This window comes from Paenibacillus sp. BK033 (assembly GCF_004345425.1).
GTDB lineage: Bacteria > Bacillota > Bacilli > Paenibacillales > Paenibacillaceae > Pristimantibacillus.
Genome location: NZ_SLVP01000002.1, coordinates 751797 through 775398, shown reverse-complemented (window position 1 = coordinate 775398; position 23602 = coordinate 751797). Strand labels below are relative to the sequence as shown.

Annotated in this window: 12 protein-coding genes; 10 read left to right on the top strand and 2 right to left on the bottom strand. The window is 36.2% G+C overall.

Features of this window, described 5'->3' with window-relative positions; all coding sequences use genetic code 11:
* The first annotated feature begins 17 nt into the window (after positions 1-17).
* From EV294_RS10530 to EV294_RS10500, 7 genes are all read left to right on the top strand, one after another.
* On the top strand, positions 18-7946 hold the full coding sequence (locus EV294_RS10530; protein WP_132306509.1) for a S8 family serine peptidase: 7929 nt from the start codon (positions 18-20) through the stop codon (positions 7944-7946).
* Between the two features lie 40 nt (positions 7947-7986).
* The gene (locus tag EV294_RS10525) at positions 7987-8658 is read left to right on the top strand and encodes a DUF2625 family protein (RefSeq protein ID WP_132306507.1); all 672 of its coding nucleotides are present in this window, start codon (positions 7987-7989) and stop codon (positions 8656-8658) included.
* Positions 8659-9672: 1014 nt separating this feature from the next.
* Positions 9673-10530, top strand: a complete 858-nt coding sequence (locus EV294_RS10520) for a trypsin-like peptidase domain-containing protein (protein ID WP_165930641.1) — start codon at positions 9673-9675, stop codon at positions 10528-10530.
* A gap of 703 nt (positions 10531-11233) precedes the next feature.
* Complete coding sequence (locus EV294_RS10515) at positions 11234-13987, top strand: ATP-dependent DNA helicase (RefSeq protein ID WP_132306503.1); 2754 nt, start codon at positions 11234-11236, stop codon at positions 13985-13987.
* A gap of 781 nt (positions 13988-14768) precedes the next feature.
* The gene (locus EV294_RS10510; RefSeq protein WP_165930640.1) at positions 14769-15422 is read left to right on the top strand and encodes a TnsA endonuclease N-terminal domain-containing protein; all 654 of its coding nucleotides are present in this window, start codon (positions 14769-14771) and stop codon (positions 15420-15422) included.
* Positions 15409-17481 carry a Mu transposase C-terminal domain-containing protein gene (locus EV294_RS10505; RefSeq protein ID WP_132306499.1) on the top strand — a complete coding sequence of 691 codons (2073 nt, stop codon included), beginning with the start codon at positions 15409-15411 and terminating at the stop codon, positions 17479-17481. The genes EV294_RS10510 and EV294_RS10505 overlap by 14 nt, the downstream gene beginning before the upstream one ends.
* 6 nt (positions 17482-17487) lie before the next feature.
* The gene (locus EV294_RS10500; protein ID WP_132306497.1) at positions 17488-18531 is read left to right on the top strand and encodes a TniB family NTP-binding protein; all 1044 of its coding nucleotides are present in this window, start codon (positions 17488-17490) and stop codon (positions 18529-18531) included.
* On the opposite strand, the gene EV294_RS10495 is transcribed toward EV294_RS10500, so the two are convergent.
* Positions 18512-18850, bottom strand: a complete 339-nt coding sequence (locus EV294_RS10495; protein WP_132306495.1) for a helix-turn-helix domain-containing protein — start codon at positions 18848-18850, stop codon at positions 18512-18514. The two genes, EV294_RS10500 and EV294_RS10495, sit on opposite strands and share 20 nt — an antisense overlap.
* A 164-nt stretch (positions 18851-19014) precedes the next feature.
* On the opposite strand from EV294_RS10495, the gene EV294_RS10490 reads away from it, so the two are divergent.
* The 3 genes from EV294_RS10490 to EV294_RS10480 all read left to right on the top strand — a co-directional run bounded on the left by EV294_RS10490 (position 19015) and on the right by EV294_RS10480 (position 22652).
* Positions 19015-19383: a hypothetical protein gene (locus EV294_RS10490; RefSeq protein ID WP_132306493.1), complete on the top strand. Its 369-nt coding sequence runs from the start codon at positions 19015-19017 to the stop codon at positions 19381-19383.
* A gap of 2 nt (positions 19384-19385) precedes the next feature.
* Complete coding sequence (locus EV294_RS10485; protein WP_132306491.1) at positions 19386-21122, top strand: TniQ family protein; 1737 nt, start codon at positions 19386-19388, stop codon at positions 21120-21122.
* Positions 21123-21581: 459 nt separating this feature from the next.
* The gene (locus tag EV294_RS10480; protein WP_132306489.1) at positions 21582-22652 is read left to right on the top strand and encodes a hypothetical protein; all 1071 of its coding nucleotides are present in this window, start codon (positions 21582-21584) and stop codon (positions 22650-22652) included.
* Between the two features lie 13 nt (positions 22653-22665).
* Here EV294_RS10480 and EV294_RS10475 read toward each other — a convergent pair whose 3' ends face one another.
* Positions 22666-23547, bottom strand: a complete 882-nt coding sequence (locus EV294_RS10475) for a hypothetical protein (protein ID WP_132306487.1) — start codon at positions 23545-23547, stop codon at positions 22666-22668.
* Between the last annotated feature and the right edge of the window lie 55 nt (positions 23548-23602).

The following is a 23602-nucleotide window of genomic DNA, read 5'->3' as shown; positions in this document are numbered from 1 at the left end:
TTTAATAGGAGGTTTATATGAAAAAACTTATATATAAAACCGGAATACAGTTCCTGGTTTTAGTCATGCTTTTAAACGTAGGTCTAGTAGATTTACATGCTGAAGCTTCAACAGCATCATCACGAGTTTTGAATTCCTCCAAGGCTCAAACGGCAGAGCCGGTTCATAAAAGTGAGATTTTAGTCAAATATAAAGGTATTAAAGATGTGTCGAGCGTTCAATCAAAATTAAAAGAAAAGCTAAAATTAACTAAATTTAATGAGAAATTATATTATAAGAAGTCTAGAGTTTCTGTAATGGAAATCGGGGAATCCGATGATTTAAATAAAACCATTTCAGAGCTGAAGAAAGATACAAATGTAGAATTTGTCCAACCCAATTATAAATTAACGGTTTCTAGTCTACCTAATGATCCACGTTATAAAGACGAGTGGGGCCTAAATAATTCGGGTCAAAAATCAGGTAAAACTGGAGTAGATATCGGAGCTGAACAAGCATGGAAAGATACCATGGAAGCCTCTTCCGTATTAGTAGGGGTACTTGATACAGGTATTGATATTAATCATCCGGATTTGAAGAATAACATATTCATTAATGAGAATGAAATACCTGACAACGGTATTGATGATGATGGTAATGGATTTATCGACGATGTTAATGGGTTTGACTTTGTCAATAATGATGCAACCCTATTTGATTCCTCTTCAAGTGATAAACACGGCACAGAGGTTGCTGGTGTTATTGCAGCAGAGGGTAATGATGTGGGCATCATTGGTGTAGCTCCTCAGGTGAAAATTTTACCTTTGAAATTTATAAATAAAGGTACTGGTTATACTTCCGATGCAATTGCAGCAATTGAGTATGCTAAGCAAATGGGAGTTAGCATCATAAACGCAAGTTTTGGAGGACCGGATAATAATCCGGCGCTCAAAGATGCAATTGCTTCGAGCGGTATCTTATTTGTTGCAGCTGCAGGTAATGATAGCAATGATTTAAATACTAAACCTATTTATCCGGCAGCGTATAACCTGCCTAATCTTCTTTCTGTAGCTGCAATTAACAACAAAGGGGAACTTGCATCATTCTCTAACTTTGGCAATACAGTTGATGTAGCAGCTCCAGGTGTAGATGTATTAACAACATTACCTGATGGTAAGTACGAATCTGTTAGTGGGACAAGTATAGCTGCTCCTTTTGTTACAGGTACAGCTGCTCTTGTTATGAGTAAATACCCTGATCTATCTGCATCAGATGTTGCTCATAGAATTAGTTCAAATGTTAGCAAACAAAGTGAGTTAGCTGAAAAAGTATTAACAAATGGATGGGTAAATGCGGAGAAAGCTTTATTAGGTATAGAAACAGAATCTCCGATTAAGAAAGATCTCGTCCCAGTAACTTCAATTGAAAGTTCAACTAAAGATTCAATGTTTGTTACGTTAGCTGCGTCCATATCCAAACAACTATGGGAAGCTATTCACTTCGGTGAAGAAGGGGTAAGTATCGCATCAGGTGGATATGGTAAAACAGTAAACGATATGAGTGTAGAAGCTCCTGGTTTCACTGTAAACATCAGCCGTTCTTACAATTCTAAAGATGATAAAACAACCTCTGGTTTTGGTAGAGGGTGGACTTTCGGATTTGAAGGCTCTGTAAGAGATGATTCTACGAGTCCATCAACGTTGAAAGTTGTTAAGCTCCCAACCGGTGGGGTTCAAGTTTTTATTAAAAATAGTGATGGGACCTATACTGCAAATGATTCTCATAGTGTATTAGTCAAGAAATCGGATGGTACGCATTTATTAACAACTCAGGATCAATATACGTATGGTTTTGACTATAACGGGTATTTGACTTGGATGCAGGATAGACAAGGAAATAGGCTAAATATTGTTGTCAATTCTTCGGGTAAAGTTACAAAAATAACAGATACAGTTGGTAGAATCTTTAACATTTCCTATAACGCTGCCGGGTATATTACATCCATTACAGATCCTATTGGTAGAGTTGTAAGATATGAATATGATGCTTCCAATAGACTTGAAAAAGTATATGATACGAATGGTCAATTAACTGCTAGTTATGTCTATGATTCGCAAAACTATATTACTGCTATTAAAGATGGGTCAGGAAATACACTAGAATCACTTGAGTATGATCGCTCAGGGGGTATTGATCAAAACAAGGTCATCAAGTATACGGATACAAACCACAACGTAACGAAGTACACATATGATGAAACAAATAAAAGCGCAGCAATGAAGGATTTGGCTGGTCGTACAACAACGAAATGGTATGACGCTGCAGGTTATGTTATTAAGTCGCAAGATCCAGATGGTTTAGTCACACTTGTTGAATACTACAATGATGAAAGTGGCTATAACAAATTTGGTGAAGAGAAATCTATTACAGACCGTTACGGAAATAAGACAACTTATACTCGTGATGTGAATGGAAATATTACTCAAATCATCAATCCAGACAATAGTACGAGTAATTTTGTATATGATGATAAGAACAATCTCATAAGTGAAAGTGATGAGCTTGGACATTATACGTACTATGTTTACGATGATAACAAAGTAAATCTTGTAAAAAAGGCTATCCCTCTTAATGGAACAGATGTTTATAGCAATGAAGCCTATCAAACTAAATTTGCGATTACTGGCTATGAATATTACAGTGATGCAGAAGCAGCGAAGTTAGGTTACCGAGCTAAAGGCTTATTAAAGTCCGAAACGGATCCAGAGGGTGGAGTAAAAAGTTACACCTATGATAAGTTTGGAAACCGTCTTACCGAGAATGAATATGGCCATGTGACTACAAACACATACAATGACATCGGTTGGAAGAAGTCGGAAAAATCACCAGAAGGTTTTGTAACAACCTATGTATACGACAATATCGGAAGACTTATCAAAACCATTGGTGATAATGGTGAAACGACATTCACGGAATACGACATTAATGGTCGACCAGTACAACAAGTATCGCCAAATCTTTATAAATCATCTGAAGATGGTACATTAGATACTACACCTACGTACATTTACAAAAATAATAATGTTGGTATCCGAACAGTTTACGAGTCCAATGGATTAGTTTCCTCAGTGACGGATGCTAGAGGATACGTTACCTCTTATACTTATGATTTTTATGGAAATGTGCTAACGGAAACAAAACCTAATGGTAGTATATATACCTATCAATATGATGTAATGAATCGGCCTAAGAAGAAGACATTCCAAGAGAAACTTGGAAGTGTTGCGATTCCAATTGAATCTTATACTTATTCAGTACTAACTGGTGGTCGTTCCCAGAAGGTCCAAACGGTTTATCTAAATGCGAAAGAAACCGCGGTGACAACCTGGATATATGACGACAATGAACAGGAAATATCAAAAAAACAGCCAGATGGTACGATTCTTACGACTGAGTATTACCCGAATGATCTTGTAAAGTCTAAAGCTGATGCAAAAGGTAATAAAACAATCTATGCATATAACGGTCAAAATCTGTTGTCTAAAATGTGGACTCCTTTCTCGTCAGATAAATATAAGTATACGGGTTACGAATATGATCGTAATGGCAAGTTACTTAAAACCAAGACAGGTAAAGATCCTGTTGAACCAGAGGTAGTTCCTTCCGACGATAGAGTGATATGGGATAGCACATCCTATAATTCTGATGGAACTGTGGCAAAGACAGAATCGAGTTCAGGAGAGAAGACTACATTCGAATACAATGAGGATGGGGTCGTAACCCGTAAGGCTGTAGCTGTTGGTCTTGAAGAGGAGATTGTAACTCAGTTTGAAAACAATGACCTTGGCAAGCCAGTAAAAATGATACAGCAGGTTCGTAGTGGAGATTTGACAGGAAATTCATTTGATGATAACAGCATTACAAATATAGTTACAACCTACGAGTATGATCTGGAAGGCCGTAACACCGTACTGACGACCCCAGATGGAAAGACAACAGAATCTAAATACGATGAGGATGGTAATGTTTTAGCCGTTACCAAGACAGGAATTGATGATTATGGACAACCAACTGTAATCATAAACTCCACTACTTATGATTGGGATGACAAACCGTTAACAACAACAGATGGAAATGGTAACGTCACGAAGTTTGAATATGACGGCAGAGGGAATCTCATTAAGCAAATTGATGCAATGGGAGGAACAGAATTTTTCGCATATGATTATGCGAGTAGAAAAATTGCTGCGGTATTACCAAATAGCTATTCAAACAAACCAATTAATAAACTTAGCCGTACCGAATACAATTATGATTCAATGGGGCGTATAAAGTTTATTAAAGAAATCTTCAATGAGCAACGTATCAATCTTTCCACTTTTGGATGGATCAATGTTCCTAAAGAAGTTGTAACTAAAGCATATCTCTATGATGCTAACGGAAATGTGATTAAAGAGTTAGATGGAGAAGGGATCTTAGCTGGTACAGGGGACACCATCGATGCAAAAATAAAAAGTGGATACGGTACAATTAAGACCTATAATGCAGCTAATCTGCCAGTGACAAGTTTAGATGCCGTTGGAAAAGAACGTGGACTTTCTTGGACACAAAAGTTTGAGTATGATGCGATTGGCAACCTGATTAAAACTACGGATGCTAAGGGAATTATTAATGGCACCAAATATGATGATGAAGGTCATATTATTGCAAAGACAATTCGTTCATCAGCGTCAGCTCAAGAACGAATCATTCAATCGTTCTTATATGATTTAAGTGGTAGAGAGATAAGTGAAACCGACGGAAATGGTAATGTCTCGACCAAATCTTATAATGCATATGGTCAGATCCGCACGCAGGTTGAACCAGGCGACGAAACCATTGATACTTATATTCAAAACAATCAGTACGATGTCATGGGCAGGTTGGTAGAGAGCCAATTCTCTGATGGTCTTGTACAACTTTACACTTATGATGAATTAGGTAATCAAAGAAGTAAAACGGAACAGCGTATTGATGGATCAGAGGCTAACACCGAAAGCACAAGCTATGATAAGAATGGAAATATCCGTTTTGTAACGGATGCAAATGGCAGTACAACAGAGAAGATATACGATAAATTAAATCAACTCGTTGAAACAAAGACAGAAGTAACGGATCTTAATGGAAAGAAAACAACGCAATCGACTACTTACGGCTATGATCTAAATGGAAATCGCACTTGGGAACAGGACTGGATTGGGAACCGCAGTACAACCGTATACGATGAACGTAACAGGAAAATTGCTACGGTAGATGCTAATGGTGTGATTACGGAGAAGTTAGAATATAATTCGAGTGATTCACAGATTGCATCCTACGATGCTTTGAATCGTATTACCAAATTCAGTTTTGATAAGAATAATCGTCAGATTACTACCACTAATCAAGAAGGGGATACAGATTACCAGTCGTATAACAATGCTGGTCAACTTGCAAGTAAGACTGATGCCAATGGAAGTACTGTTAGGTATTCGTATAATGAACTTGGTAAGATATCTTCAGTAACTAACGCTCTTGGTGAGGTAACATCGTATACTTATGATCTGAATGGAAACTTGTTAACCCAAAAAGATGGAAATGGGCATACGCTTACTTATGAATACAATGTAAGTGACAAAGAGATAAAAAGAATAGATGATGGTGGACGAATTGGTCAACCAGGTAATTATTCTTACATCTCGGCAAGAGTAGAGTCTAAAACCTATTTACCAAATGGGCAGCTCATGACGTCCACTGATCGTAATGGAAATGTTACAACATACGTTTATGATATTCATGATAACTTGCTGACTAAGACAGTAACTGGAACAGAGGTAGATGTCCCAGAAAATCAACGCCAAATCAAATATACCTATGATAATGTTGGTCGTCAGCTTACGATGACTGATGGCACAGGGGTAACACGGCAAGTGTATGATGAATTGGGAAGGGTCATCGTTAAGACAGTTCCAGGAATAGGAACAACTACTTTCTTGCATGATGTTACAACTGGCTATTCAACAGGATTTGTTGCAGACGTCATTACAGACCCGAAGGGAAACATCACAACAAAAGTACTTGATAAGACAGATCGATTGGTACAAGTTAAAGATGGAAGCGCCCAACCGACGACTTATGAATACTATGCGGATGGCAGTCAGCATTACATTTATTATCCAAATGGTATTAAGGAAGAGTATATTTATTTTGCTGACAAGCAACTGAAAATTTTAAATAACTATAAAGCGAGCGCGTTAATTGACTCCTACTCGTATACCTATGATGCCGGTAATAATCAACTAACAAAGAATGAAGTTGTCAACAATTCAAATAAAGGGACAACTACATTCCAATATGATAAATTAAACCGTGTACGGACCATACAGGAGCCGGATGGTAAGAAAACAGAGTATACCTATGATCATGCAGGTAATCGATCGCAGGAAAAATTAACAGCAAGCGGCAACTTAAAAGTCACTAGCTATAAGTACGATGAACGTAACCGTCTGTTGTCAACGACAGAGGTTAAGACCTCTGGTGAAACTCAACAATATAAATACACCTATGATAACAATGGCAATATGCTCACGAAGACTACGGAGATTCGTAATTTAATCGATCCTTTAAACCCACCAGACCCATCGTTTGGAATGGTTATTAGCGGTCAAGAAAATGAGAATCCTAATATCTCGGATATTGCAAATGGCATTGCACATTACGAATATGATGTGTTTAACCAATTAGTTAAAGTAACATCAGGTAGCGGTAGTGCAACTTATACGTATAATGGTGATGGTCAGCGTGTAGTGAAAACAGCTAATCGCATCACGACCTCGTATTTATACAATGATGATGATAAAGTTGTATTAGAGTTAAATGAAACAGGCCAGGAATCTGCTCGTAATCTTTATGGTATTAACCTGATATCTCGAAAAACAAACGGTATAATTTATAGTTACCTGTATAATGGACATGCTGATGTAACTGCACTTGTACAGGATAATGGGACTATCGCCGCAACGTATACCTATGATGTATTTGGTAATTTAACTAGCCAGACTGGTACAGTCAATAACTCAATTCGTTACGCTGGATATCAGTATGATGATGAGAGCGGTTTGTATTACTTAAATGCACGGTACTATGATCCAAAGATTGCTCGCTTTATGTCTGAGGATACGTATGATGGTGAACAAAACGATCCACTAAGTTTGAATCTGTATACGTATGGACATAACAATCCAATCCGTTATACTGATCCTACGGGTCATTGGATTGTGGATGCTATTTTCTTAGCGGCAGATATAGCAGCATTTGCTAAGAAACCATCATTAGCGAATGCAGGTATGGTAGCTCTGAGTGTAGCTTCTTTCGCTGATCCTACTGGTGCAGCATCTGCTGCAATTCATGGAGCTAGAGCTGCTGGTAAAGTTGTGAAGGCAGTTAAAACAACTAAAAAAGCAGCTAGTGCAACTAAAAAAGTAACAAATGTAATTAAAAAGGTCGCATCGGCTGTTAAAAAGAAAGTTACAAAGAAGGCCTCTACACCTAAGTATATGGATAGAGCTATGGCCGGTGATAATATCGGTTCAATGCTTAGGCCTTTAACTAAAAATAATGCCAATTGTCCTGTGTGCACTGTTTCTAGGAGTAAGCATCCTGAAGCGGCAAAACATATTGAAGATGCTATCAAGAAAGGCCATCCTGACACTTTAACAATTGACCGTAATGGGGCAAAAGAGAATAGGAAGGCTTCGTTGAAAGGACATAAAAAAGTTCCAGGTAAAGATTTAGATGAATATCCTCCTGCTATGTTTAAGGAAGGTGGGCATGGTGCAAGTATTAGAGCTATTTCTCAACCTCATAATAGAGGAGCGGGTTCTTCAATGGGACATCAGTTAAGAAAGTATTCTAATGGAACCAAAATAAAAATTAAAATTGTAGATTAAGCTACTGAGAATCCAGTTAAATTTTACAAAGGAGATATATATGAGATCTATAAATGAATTAATTCTTGAATCAGATTCTACTTGGTTATTATTGAATGAATGGGCTTCTACATCAACAAATAAAGTTGAGATTCTTTCTGTAAATAAACAGTTATCGTCTAATGTAATTCATAAATTACAAATCACAACAAAATCCTTGTTAGGTACAGTTGCTTATCACACTGGAGGTATTTTGGTTGAGAATGGTTGGCTACGGATAATTGGCTCCGGAAGTAAATTGTTCTCTCGAGATTTGATTGATTGGAATAAAATTGACTCAAGTGGTAAAACAGGTAGATTATCTTCAGCGATTTTAGTAGCTGACGACGCAGTGGGTGGTTTTTATGCATTGAATGGAGGAGCATTTCAAGGCGAAAAGGGAGAAATTTTTTATCTTGCCCCTGATACTTTAGAATGGGAAGGGCTAGAAATGCAATACTCTGATTTTATTAATTGGGCATTTTATGGTGATTTAACACAATTTTATGAAACTTTTCGTTGGAATGATTGGGTTGAAGATGTACAAAAGCTCAATAGTGATAAGGGGATTTTAATTTATCCTTATTTGTGGGCAAAGGGAGATTCAATATCCAATCGAGCAAGAAATATTGTCCCAATCGAAGAACTTTGGCATATTAATTTAGAATATCGTGATAAATTGGGGATTAAGTGACTGGTAACGTCGCGTTACTCGTTACTATTGTGAAGAAATTCGAAGCAAATGTTCACAGGGGATATCATTATCCGCGTTTGCTCTAGTATGGCAGCGACTACAAGAGTACTACGGTATGAGATTTAAAGTCTTGCGCTGGGAAGCAGAGAAAACCATACAAGGCAATGTTCGAGATACTGTTGAAAAACAATGTAGAAGTCCATGTTTTCAGTGACGAAATCGAGGTTTAACTTGTAGTTTCATTTTCAACGATCAACAATCAGGAAGAGGGATGCTTAGGTATCCCTCTTTTGTCCGTTCTAATTATGAGACTCTGTAATTATACTCGAACTTAGATCGACTCAAGGGTGAAATGAAATTTATGTTAAGAGCCTTGGTGCCGTGATTGAACTGTTGTAAGTAAGTATTTCAGAAACCTGCGAGTAAAACATATCTACTAATGATGAATTTGATTAACTGCAGCTGAATCGGTGAGGATTGAGCCGATAAAATAATCTCAATTGATAGTATCGTGAAACAAGCAAAGGCCAGTGTTGATAGTAAAAAAATGAAGATGGGATAGCATGTGAGTAAGTTGTTGACCCCGTAGGATAATATTGATAGTATTAAGAAGAGCCGTATGGGAAAGCATCCCTGCGGCTTTTCTTTGCTTGTCTTGTGCCTTAAACTTCATAGTAGAGCGACCTCCTGTTGGGCTTTTTGATGCTTTTGACCTCGTGCGTAACCAGATCGTACAGAGAGGCTCGTTTTTGTTCAAACTCCAAATTATTCGTTTAAAAGAAATTTTGACGGGAAACGATAACTCAATAAGACACCAAGCAGCCGAAAAAACAATCGGTTGCTCTATTTGTTGGGTATTTAGACCTATAATTTGCAATTATAAAAACCGATAATAGTAACATAGATTTAAAATACAAATGAAGACATCTCTACGGTCTGCATAAAACACTTTATTTGCAGGAATTCCTTTAAATAACTCTTTCTCCACATTTCAAATAAATTGTAGGTGACAAATTGAAGAAATTAAATGATAAAAACGCCAATGAGTTATTTGATAAATTGATCAAAGAATTTCAATTTAATTATGCATTTAAATATTCTAAAAATATCAGCGAATATCGAAAAAACGTTGGGAATACAGTCTTATCCAAACAGGCGAGATTGTTCTACATAAATAATAATCATCCTGAGCCTAAAGGTTCCGTTTCCTTTATTAAGTATAAAGGGGCTTGCTTTGTGGTGACAAATGAACACTGTGTAAGAGAAACTGATAAAGAGAACTATACAGTACTAGTTCCCTCAAAAAAAACTGATATTAAAAATGATAATGAGACTGTTCAATTAAAACTTCAGTTCTTGCATGCAGATAAATTCAATGATTTAGCTGCCTTTAGAGTGGAAAGTGATGCATTGAAAGATACAAAACGATCGTTTACAGATTTATTTCCAGGTAGTTTCACGAGGATAGATGAGCATTCACAAGTTATCCTAGTAGGGGTTCCTGAAGATAGGCTAGAGTATCTTTATCCTGGAAATGATTATTTTAAGAATGTACATACAATTATGTACAACCACATAACTTATTTTACTCAATACGGTGGAGTCGAAAATGATATTCACGCCGTCTTCATAGATCCTGAACAAACTCAATTCGGTGAAGGAACTGAAGAAACTCGTGCATTCTTTCATTCTTTACAAGGGATGAGCGGGGGACCCGCTTTCGTCCACTCTTATGAGACACTCAATGCTTGGAATGTACGATTTTTAGGGATTACATCAAACGGGGATCCGAAAGCTGGAAAGGCATATATCATAGATATATCTGTAATCAAATCATTTTTAAATGATATCATTGGCAGGTTTTTGAATTGAGTGTTATTTTCACCGTTAAGAAAATAATCAAAAGCCCTTCAAAACGTTTCCTCGGTGGATATCGGCTTTCCTGGCAAAATAATGGAGTGAAAAAATGATTAATTTAGGAATATTAGGTCGTCAGTTCATCATTTTGAGCCCTTGGTTGAATTTTGGCGATTGAAGCGGAACCCATATAAATATTCTGTAGATGCCAAATGCCAGTAGTCATATGCTGTTATGACACCGGCGTTAGTTATTTTAACAGGACAACGTCGCGAGCAGTAGAATAGTCATCGTAATACTTTTACCCTGTTAATCTTATCAATTTATTATTATGATGAGCCTATAAATATGAAAGCCTATTCTATTAAAGATAGATGGAGGCGTTCAATGTCTTGCAGCGAAGAGGTCATGGGATCGAGCCCACTATTCTCCGTCATAATAATAAATTAACCCTCCATTTCTTTTAGAGTTTTAATTTGTTATTATATCCAACAAAGCACTAAAAGTAATATATGGGAAGTATAAGTAAATTCAGGGAAATTGTAATTATATGTCGAACTACTGAACTATAACTTCTAGTACAATATTCATAGAGTTCTTGGAGATATCGAACATAGAACCAAGAATGTACAGCGCTCCGTGATTTTGTGCTTCCGCTCATAACGGGCGAACAAATCTCCGGTAGAGAAAAGCGAATCTAAAGAAATGGGGGAAGCAAATGATGACCAATCCCGAAACAATTCGTAGAATTGATGAGCAAATTCTCAGAAGCGATGCCGCAATATGCCGTCATATTGAGAACCTCGACGCCTTGGGTAGAGGAGCGGTTTCGCAGGACATCCTGTCCAATCTACGGACGTTTGTCGAGCATGCGATGTTTAAAATCTATGCCCATGCCAATGTTACTACATACAATTATCAGCACATAGAGCAGGCTATCAGCTTTGTGAAGACAAAAGGACAGCTAAAATTCCTTTGGAGGTTTCACGCCTATTTGCAAATTGTTGCTTCTCACTATACACTTGACCCCGAAGATTCAGAGCGTGTGATGCTGAAATACTATGAATTTATGCTGAAAATCAAAGTCCTCCTGAGAACTCAGCATGGGCTTGATGTGCTTGCGAATCTGGATAAATTTCCACTGAATACAGATAGAAACTTACAGGAGTATTACGAGAGAATAGCTGAGAGGTTAAACAGCAGAAATCATAAAGCGGATAAGGCCGCATCCACTAATGTGCGATATTATATCCACAAGGTTAAGCCGTTCTTTGTGAATCAACAAATTTACTACGAAGTCACCTTCATCCCTGCAATCGGAAAAGCGAGCAAATTTGACCGCATAATAGCTTTCACTAAATGGGACATCTCGAAATACTACGCCGTAAAGCTAGGGACTGTCGCAGACAATATCTCTATTCTCGGAAAGACGATGCCCATTTTCATCATTGTGAGTTGGGAAGTGGCAATTCGGCCGATTGAAATAGAGAAGTTCTCTAATATTCTCGGAGAGAATTTGCCAGGTTATGCGGGCTCTGCCGAGGGGCGAGGATTGATGCAGTTCTTGACACAGACTGGGTTTAACCTTGTGGAACTGCTTTGTTTTGAAGATGCGTATTATCGGCAAATCCGTTCTAGTGTTCTAGCGGCCTTCAATGCGAAGGTCAGCCATCTTTTTGACTTGTTCGACCGTAGCCGCGAGATTATCAGAAGCAATCGCCCCGGTTGCAATGTTCTGCGGTATTTACTTTACCATATGAATAACAAGGTGATTGAGGATCAGCTTGGTAATACCAACACATATCTGTCACAGCTCTGTTTGGCTTATGGCTGTATTCCCTTTGATCAGATGCCGTTTAGTACTTCGCTTTTGCATCACAATCCGAGGCTCGTTGATTTGTTTGACTGTCTTGATACGACGAATAGGATGCACGAGATGCTTGCCCGATATGTACTCAAAAATACAGAGCGGAACGGCCAGCTTTACACTCCACGAGCAGATCTTGAACGGTTTGGCGATATAGATACGCTTGTAAGCACCTTCAACAGAAAACTATATAAAAATCAGCGACATCAGGCTCGCCGCTTAAAAGAACGTAACGGTCATTTTTACATAGTTGGTTATGAAAATGACACGGTAGGAATTATTCAGAGACTCATCGAACTGTCATCTAGTGGCGTTCAGAACTATATTAACTATGTGGACGATTGGCTTGCTTCGGCGGTTCACCCGGTGGACTGTGAAGAGAAAAGTGTCTCTTTACGCCAGATGTTTACTGAGTCATCTGTTGCATTAATCTACGGTTCAGCTGGTACAGGGAAATCCACACTTATCAATCATATTTCAAATCTATTTATGAATCAGAGTAAGCTATATTTAGCAAATACAAATCCTGCCGTTGATAACATGAAACGCAGAGTTACAGTTCAAACAGACAATACGGATTTCATGACTGTCACAAAATTTATTAAGAAAAAGAGCATTCGCACGAAGTATGATATCGTGATCATCGACGAATGCAGTACGGTCAACAACAGTGATATGAAAAATATCTTAGTAAAAGCTGAGTTTGAGCTGCTTGTTTTAGTAGGTGATATTTATCAAATTGAAGCTATCCAGTTTGGAAACTGGTTTAGTGCGGCAAGAGGCTTTTTGCCGACATCATCAATCAATGAGCTTACAAAACCATATCGAAGCCACAATGAGGAGTTGCAAATGTTATGGGATAGAGTTCGCGGTATGGATGACAGAATAGTCGAAACAATAGCTAGAAATCAGTATTCAGCATCGCTTGATGCTTCGATATTTATACCCGCAGAACCGGATGAGATTATTTTATGTCTGAACTATGACGGTCTCTATGGGATAAATAACATTAATCGTTTCCTTCAGCAAGCTAACCCTAACCCTGCTGTACCGTGGGGACTTCAACTGTACAAAATCGGAGATCCGATACTGTTCAACGAAACTGATCGTTTCACGCCCGTGATTTATAACAATATAAAAGGTTGGATAGCGGGCATCAAACTTGTTGAAGACAAAATCCAGTTTGACATCGAAGTGGACAAGTCGATTAACGGACTGGAGGCTCGGAACTGTGATTTTGAACTTCTACCGAATTCAGCGTCGGGACGGTCAGTGATCCGCTTTACAGTTGATGATCACAGAAAAGTTGATGAAAACCGTGAAGTTCCTATAACAGCCGTTGTGCCATTTCAAGTTGCTTATGCGGTATCAATTCATAAAGCACAGGGATTGGAATTCAATTCTGTGAAAATTATTATCACGGATGAAATCGAAGACCACATAACTCATAATATTTTTTACACAGCCATTACTCGAGCTCGAGAAAAGCTCAAAATTTACTGGACACCAGAGGTCGGACACAGAGTTCTCAGCGTGATTAAGCCGAAAGACATAAGGCGAGAAATCGCATTTCTAAAAGCTGCATTAACCGAACATAGAACTTAAATTAGGTTGTGACTACTGTGTTTCGGTAGCTTCAAGCAGTTGTGTCGACTATGAGAAAATTCTTCATCAATGCGTATTTCGTCAGCCACGTATGACGTGGTGTGTCCACCGCTAAAAAAATACGTTAAAAATGAATGGTATCTGAGCAAAACAAGCCAGCTTGCAGCTAAGCAAATCCACATATATATGCGAGAGTTAGATCCTGAAAAAACATCTGCAGAAGAAATTAATAATGCTATTTTGAAGACTTTGTTTTAGTCGAGAATTCCAGGATGTTGACACATTCTTTGCAATTTATCTGAATTTACTAGCTGCCAATAATCGCGAGGCTGCAGTTGCATCTGCTCAGGAAGTAATTCAATATAAGGTTGTGCATTAAACCTCAAAAACAAAAAGCCATCATTCAATTTTGAATGATGGCTTTTTGTTGAAACGGGAAGATCACTTTAATTGATTGTGACGATATGATGAACCTAGCTACAGTTGTTCAAATAAGGGAATACCTTAATAAATTTAGAAGAACTATTACACTTTTTGAATTGCAGATTTTACTAAATAGTGTATTAAAAATATTTTCAATATTTAATATGGTTTACGTTGACTGATATTCTATATATCTAATAAATCTCCTCTGAAATCTGAGCCAACGATATTCTTTTTCTATGTTAATTTCCATTTAGAGTAAGTAATCTAAGTATCAGTTCACAGTTGATATATGTTTGTACTTAACTTTGAATGGTAAAACTGATTAATATTCTTTGATAGGGGGAGAACAAATATAGTGATTCCTATAAGAAAGATAAGGCCAACAAAAGGAAGAAACTACAGAAGTAAAATTAGCCGCTCAAAAAATCTCCAAATTGTTCATGCAGAGAGCTTATTGGAGCGTGATTTTGTAAGGCTGTGTAATTTTGATAAAGCTATTACAAACATATACTTCCAACCAGTTGGGATTAGATTCTTTTATCAAGGACGAGAACGCAAATATTTTCCAGATTATTTATTGAAAACAATAGATGATACCTTTGTTCTGGTGGAAGTAAAGCTTAAAGAATTTGCTGGTAAGGATAAAAATAAAGCAAAATTCTTAGCAGCCGCAGAGTTTTGCAAAACTAAAGGGTGGAAATTCAATGTTGTAACAGAGGACCAGATTCGCCCAGGTTATCTGCAATATAATTTAAAAATGCTATTGGAAGTTAAAGTTCATAAAGAAGTACCGCTTGTAACTCAATTTCTTCTTACTATTATAAAACAAAAGGGGCGAATGAAAGTAGGAGATTTGTTTGAATTAAGTAGATCTATAAATCCCTCACTATTATTAATAAATCTATATAAATTGATTTATTCTGGTTGTATTGTCACGGATCTAATAAAGACAAAGGTAACTAACGAGTCTATTCTTACTCTTAGGGAGGATAACCATGAGTCGCTTTAGTTTTTCGTTTGGTACAAAATTTCTGATGGATGGATTGGAACATATAGTTTTACGAAGTGAGAAAAATGAAGTGGTAGTTGAGCTTATAAAATATAAGCAAAAAAAGCAATTTTCATTAAACGATCTTTTGATTGCATATGATGAACAACGTCTTGTTTTTGAAGATCCCAATCAGCGCATATCACAAGTTAAGCAGTCAATTGATCAACTATTACCTGCAGAAAAAGAGAAAATCCATAAAAAATTATTAGTTTTAGAACCAGTAATTAAAGGTTATTTCCATAGAATAAATCTGGAAGAATACTTAAATGGATTACGTAAGGAAAGAGGAATATCTATAAGCAAAGCAACTTTCTATAATTGGAAAAAGATATGGGATCAGTACGGAGATGCAAGATTATTACAGAATCTACGACCTGGCCCTAAAAATAGGCGTACAGATAAAGAAGTTTTAGATTACTTGCAAAAAATTATGGACGAAAAATTATATACTGGCAGAGATACTACTTACAGGGAGATTTATGGGGAGTATAAAGAAAGTATTTTAAAAGTTAATGAATTGCGTGAAGTTAACGATAAAGTCGTGTTACGCTCATTCCAAACAATTTGGAGAATAGTTAAAGAAAAACGAGACTTGTATAAACAACAAGCTGCCAGGGAAGGACATGTTGCTGCGAACTTAGATAAGTATGGTGCTAGAAGTTTTACGGAGAGACCGACGCGCCCCTTACAACGAGCTGAGTTAGATTGGACACCAGTTGATATATACTTAGTCGATCCTAAAACTTTAAAACGGATAAAGCCTTGGTTAGTTTATATGCTTGATGTTTTTTCTGGGAATCCCCTTGGCTTCTACATTACATTTGATTATCCCGATACATTCGCTATTAAACAGTGTTTGCTTCATTGTTTTTTGCCAAAGGTGTATTTGAAAAAGTTATATCCGGATGTTGAGAAAGAATGGAATGCTTACGGTATACCACGAGAAATCGTAATGGATAATGCTTCCGTTAATAATTCATATGAACTTGAAGAAATATTCAATTTTTTTGGTATAGATCCACTGTATCCGGAAGTTGCTGCTGGCCATAAGAAAGGTACTGTTGAGAGGGGTTTTAGAACATTTAACGATATTGTTCACACCTTAAAAGGAACTACTTTTTCCAATATGTATAAAAGAAAACAGTACGATTCCGAAGGCGAAGCATGCATTACACTTCAGACTTTTTATTATATTGCTCATAAAATAATGGTAGATATAATTAGCCATAATTATAGCCGTAGTCGAGGTGGTACACCACATGAGATTTGGGAAGCAGGATTAGCGGAACATCCCCAGTTACAATACGAGCTTCCATTCTCAAAACGTGATATAACCATTGCTTTATGTGGAGGCAGGGAAAAGAGGAAAATTACAAATCGAGGTGTCGTTTTAGAGGGAGTGCAATATTATAGTTCTGAATTATTAGAATTACGTAGTAAGTTACGATCAGATAATCAAGAAGATATGGAGATCATTGTTCGTTTTGATTATGCAGATATCAGAAAAGTATATGTGGAAAATCCATATGATTATAGCTTTATTGAAGCAGAGATGGATCCCAATCAGATTAACGATTTTGAGAAGCATTTTTCTGTTGAACCTTCCATCCCATTACCTTTCCAACAAATAAAAGCAATATGTTTACAACAAGGAAGAGAAGCAAGAAATTTTGATGATTCTCACATTGCTAAAGCAAAGAAGAGAATTGCTGAATTACAGAATAAGGATGAGAAAGATAAAAAAAATAACTACCAAGAAAATCTTGCTGAGGAAATTGCCATTCTTGATGGTCTAGCACTTAGTAGTGCAGGTTTGGATGATGATGTTATATCTTTAGAGGCTCCTGATACATTTAAATACATAGGAGAGATTTCTGCAAATGATTTAAAAAAGTCAAAGAATAAAAAGAATAGATTAGATAAAGTGGATGAATTACCAGCAATAGAAGTAAACATTCGAGACATCGTGGTACCAGATGACGATTTGCCGGACTATGATGTTTCATTTTTAGGGTGAAAAAATATGATGAACAAAGAGAATCTGAAGAGATTGAATGGAGATCCAATTGACGATAATGAATTAACTAATCGTATTGCTTCTCTAGAGGCGATTGTAATTCATCACAAGCGCTTTAATGATATTTTAGGATCTATAAAGGATTGTCATCTATTGCAACAGAAAAGCCCAAACAAGAAAGGATTTTGTATTTTAGGTGAAACAGGGGTTGGTAAATCAACTATTTTTAAAATATATGAGGCATCTTACCCGAGAACAAGTGGGGAAAAGTACATTCAAAACCATTTCTGCGAGTATAAAAAAATTCCAATTCTAAGAGTGGAATTAGCTTCAAATTCTAAACCTCTGAATGTAGCCTCAAAGATGCTTGAAATGTTGGGAGATCCCCTTTATTGGAGTGGAACTGAGAAGGTACTTACGGGCAGACTCAAAAATTACATTATAGAATGTGAAGTTGAACTTGTAATCATTGATGAATTGCAACATCTTATAGATACTGATACACGTAATGTAATCAGCAAGGCTGCGGATTGGTTAAAACAGTTGTTAAATGATATAAATTTGCCTATCGTGTTCGGTGGTATTATTGATAAAGCAGACAGGATCTTTAAAGCGAATGAGCAATTGGATAGTCGATTTCCGGATAAAATTAAATTTCTACCGTTTTCGTATAATAGTGAAGATGAAATTAGGGAGTTTAGAGCTTTTTTGAAAAATATAGATCGCCAATTACCATTACCAGAGAGTACAAACATATACGATCCGTATATGGCAGAGAAGATATTTTATGTTACAGGTGGTTCTCCACGCATATTAAATCATCTCTTATATCACTCCATTATACTTGCGTTAAGAGAAGGGAAGGATACTATTGATGAAAGTCATTTACAGCATGGTTTTGAGAAAATAATCATTAATACTCGGCCAATGAAAAATCCTTTTAACGGAAAAGCATTAATCTTATCAGCTGCTTTAGCAGAATTGCAAAAAGAATTAGAAAAAAAAGACCGGCAAAATAGGACCGGTCTTTTTAGTCAAACAAGCTTTTGAGTATTACTTTAGCTTTAACTAATTCATCTTGGCGCAAGCTGAATATCAAATCAATTAACTCACCAACTATAGGTTCTCTACCTTCTAACTCAAAATTAGGCAATGATTCGGTGTATGAAAAGAATTGATACTCATCTACGTCCAGTGCTTTTGCAAGTTTTTCAAGATTCAACAAAGTAATGTTTGCTTGACCACGCTCCACTGTTCCAATATACGAAAAATGGAACCCCGCCAACTCCCCAAGTTGCTCCTGCGACAATCCTCTAAGTTTCCTTAAGTCACGTAACCTGGCACCGACTAATTTTAAAATTTCAGTCATAGCTACACCTCTAAAACGAGTGTAGACAAGGATAATTCAAATAAACATCTGTATGTATATCTCAAAATATAAAATGAGAGATATATGTATTATTTTTGGTGCATAAGGGGATACTTTTGATAGATTACATGTCTGACTAATAGTTTCTAAGGGAGAGATCAGTGATGGAAAAAAAATATTGGGAGACTTCGATTGCTAAAGTAACTGTTAATGGAGTTTTTTTTAATAATCATTTCTACACAAATTCTTTATTAATTCGTGAAAAGTGGTTTGAGGCTGGCTCAGTTTCCGGAGGGTGGTATGTTGAAGTTACATACACTGAGTTTAGAGCTGATTTCATCTATATAAAACTAAATTCTAATTTCACTAAACTTCTTGTAATTTCTCCAGTTGAAATAACGCAAGAAGAGAAAGAGCTTTATTTTTTAGAGATGGAAAAATTAAAGATTGAATATAAAAAGCTAAAGTATCAAAGAAGAAAGCAGAGAACTGGCAAACCAAAGTGGAAAATTGATGCCAGGAAAAAGTACTAATTATGAGCATTCTAATAAGACCTTCTTTTGAGAAAGAGGAGAGTTTGATTAGCTATCTGTATCGTCTAACAAGCTTAAATTACTATCCTAGTATTTTGACATTAAGCAATCATTTAGGAATTAGTATTAGGGATATGAACAACAATAGATTTGATAGTGATGAATTAATAAGAATTAGCGAGTTATTGAATAAGTGTGTAAGGGAGATCGAAAACAGAACTGCTTTGATTAACAAAAGTGTAGACGAGCAACTGCTTTATAAATTTGTTAAGAAAAACAATGTGAAATATTGTCCAGCATGTTATCAAGAAAAACAAGTATATAAGTACACCTGGGGTATGAGACCATTAAATCTTTGTATGGAGCATGGGATTGAGTTGCTAAGTAATTGCAGCAAATGCAACGCTTCAATTACAATATTTTATTTGATGAAAGGCCATTGCAGCCAGTGTAGCTTCCCATATTCGCAAGGGATAACGCAAAAGTGGAGTCGAGAAGATGTTTATTATTTGTCTCAACAAGAGCTGTATAAATTATTTTACACCGATCAAAACCAAATCAGGGATTTAAATTTAAATCAATATTTGAGGTTGGCTTATCAAACTTTCTTTCTTCTTGAAGAACAACCTAGTTTTCTGAATGTTGGAAGAATCATAAAAGCTTTTCCTCAAAAAAATGAAAATCTCTCTGATTGTGAACTCACTCATACTTTCGCCAATATCCACTGGATGTACAGCTGCACCAAGAATTTTCATATTGTAATGGAACAATTTTTTACAATGAAAAAGGAGGCAAAATGGTATGAGAGGAAATCAAGATTTGAGGACCTGTTTAAATATGAATGCTTCAGTGAGATTAGAAAAACATATGAAAGTTATTGCTTGTTCAAGGTTGATAAAGGGTTAATCAGAAAAGATTGTTCAGTTTTCAAACAAAATCCGAATTTACTTGATAGACGTAAGTATGTGCGCAAGGAGGAAGTAATTAGAAATACAAAGATGAGTAAAGACAAAGTAGAAAGTTTAGCTAATAATAATCGTCTAAATGTAGAGTTTAGCAGTGGTAAATACTTAGTTGAGAAAAAATCATTGAATAAACTCTCAAGGGAAAAGCTTGTAACTAAAAGACAAGCAAGCATTGTACTGGGTATTCATTATAATTCAATTGATAAATTAGTTTCGGCAAAGCTATTGACTATAAAGCAATCCCATTTAAAGAAATATGCAAATTATAGTCTATCAGAGATTGAAGAATTGCTTCATGCATGCAGGGGCGAATTAATTATTGATGAAACTTCAGGAGTGAAATTTTATAATGCTTTAACTAAGTACAATACTACTGGCCTAACAATCGTTAAATTAATTGAATTAATAAGATCTGGCGAAATTAGACCAATAAGAAAGATAGAAAAACACACACTCGCTGATCTTTATCTTGACGAAACTGAACTTGAAAGTTGCATGATGGTCTACAGACAAAAATCTAAGGAGCAGCGGGGCTACTATATGAAAGATGTCATGAAGCTCTTGGCTGTAGGGGAAAAGACTATGAGAAAATTAATGGACACTAAAGTTATGGAACCGAGTTTTGTGTTAATTATGAAGGATGGAAGGAAGAGATACTTTTTTGAGAAAGAGAGGATTAATCAGTTAAGAAAAGTAGATTTGTGCGATGCGGTGGGGCGGGGACATTGCAATACCTCTGTTAAAGTAAGGCCGAGAGATACAGAAAGTTCATAAAACTCGTTTCTGACGCCATTTTTCCTGTTTGAACTGACAAATGGCATTTTTTGTGGTATGAAACACTTAGGAGCTTTCGAGTCGTTAAATAGAGCATATAAAAATGATTAGTTATTTTTTAACAATCGCCATACTTTTACCATGTTCCTTAGTAACTTATTCAAGGATAATTTACTCATAGCAGAATGAGCTTGACTTGACTAAAAGATAAGTGGAACTAGTAGTGGATTATAACATACTTCTTTGAAGGGGGATTACTTAAATGCAGGATCAATATAGAGAAGAATACAAAAAATATAAGTTCTTTAAGAGTTGCCCTACTTATGTACTGCCAAGCTATAGAGATAACAGCAGTTCATGAATTACTTGCAAATCTGTTAAGATGTCGTCCAAAATATTAGACCTAATATGCAAATTATTACTATCACAGCTTACTTAAAATATATCGGAGGGATAAGTATGCAATATCTATACTTACCGAAAAAACATTGGTTGAAACATGATTATTTACTTTATGTATACGATGTTATCGCTGATATGGCGAGGCAGGCAGATAGAAGGAATTTGTCTAGTTTTACACTAAACTTTAAAAATGAAGAAATCGCAGATTCGTTTGAGAGTGCGGAAGATATGTTTGAATGGATGGATAATAACGGGTATCATGATACCTCAAAGCAAATGTTTCAAAGTCACGTATTTTTTAGTCTTCTTTCAGATTTTTGTTATTACATATATGAATCGTTAAGTTGTGCTGAAAGGGGAAAAGTAACGGTTGCATATAGTCTATTGAGAAAGCCAATTCGAGATAATTTATTATATTTAGAATGGCTATTAAGCAATAGTGAAGAATTTTATCATATCTTTATGCAGGGAACAGTGGATCAATGCGACGTAGCTAATTTCAAAGTGTTTACAAAATCCAGAATTCAGGGAATAGTTCGGGATGCGGGGCAGAATTCTTATATGGGGGAACACCTTAATTATAATAACTTTATTTATACACTCAGATTTGATAACAAAGAAGAAATTGGATTACAACGAATTTGGAACCAATCAATGCACCTGGTCACGACTTCTCCCAACTATCCTACAGATAAAGGTAATTTAAATTTTGTTTTTGCTGATAAAGAGATATGGAATGAATACTGGGATTACTATTACATTGTTATGCCACAACTATTGGCATATGCATTAGAGATATGTGAGGCGCTTTTTATAAAAATGACTAGTGTAAATGAGGTTGAATTAGCTTTAAATCGAACAATTCGAATGGCCAAGTACGGTCAAATCCTTCCTCATTTAACGGTTGTTGATGAACTGAAAAATTATCAGGACGAAATACTAAGTATTATTAGTGGGAGTCAAATTGCGCCGTGTTTGTCTTGCGAGCATTGTGACCAACCTATTGTACTCAATGATAAAATTATTAAAGAGATGATTAAGCAGTGGACTATTACTTGTTCTAACTGTGAAGAAGAGTATAGTATCTGTAGGTATTATACTGAAATGGAATTTATCACGCGTAAATAAAGTCTCAACACGATTACTCATTTTTGAATATTTGATTGTACTTCTGAATAAAGTTGGGCTTATCCGAAAAGCCAATACACATTAGCACACCGGAATAAATAAAGGCTTGAATTACCCAACCAACTTTAGGATAAATGCTAAGAAACCATTCCGTAGGAGTGACGTTATGAGTATTAATTTTTGCTCCGACTCGTTTCTTATACTCAATAATTTGCTTATTTGCAATGTACCTGATACTAAGGTGAGAATCAGCATTTCGAATATCACGGTTTAATACCTCAGTAAGAGCTCTGTATTTATTGTTGGATTCTTTATTGAATATGTCTACTTTCTCATAAAGTGTATGCTTCATTACTTTAACTGTCTCAATTTCTTGACCATTAACTAACTTAACTAGTTGAATACACGGTACAAGTATTTGTCCTATGTATTCTACGGACTTAGAATAAGCAGTAATAAAAGCCCCCATCACGCTCTTTAGATCGCTCATTTTTCTTTCAGAAGCAGATTTAATTTGAATTTCGTACATTTTCCTTTTGGCTTCTTGGATAAATCGAATCGTCTCAGTATAACCAGAAATTCCTTCAAGCTCCGGATTCTCCCGAGTTCCTCTCCAGTATGCGGCCAGAATTTCAACAGCGATTTTAGGATTGGACTGTATTGCATCAAGGTATAGTTTTATGAACAACATCATAAGAGCTTTGACATTTGGCTTACCATATTGATCATGATCTAAAAGCCAATCATCGAGGATTTTTATAAAGTATTCGGCCTGATCCATTAAATTGCGGTGCTCAACTAGCCTTTTTGTACTGTCTCCAAATAAACCTTCTAGTGAAAGCTCGTCCAATTCGAATGCTGCCTCAATAAAATTTGGGTATTGATTGATATCCATTTTTAAGACTCCAATCATCATACATTTTAATCCAATTATACAGGAACATTCGTTC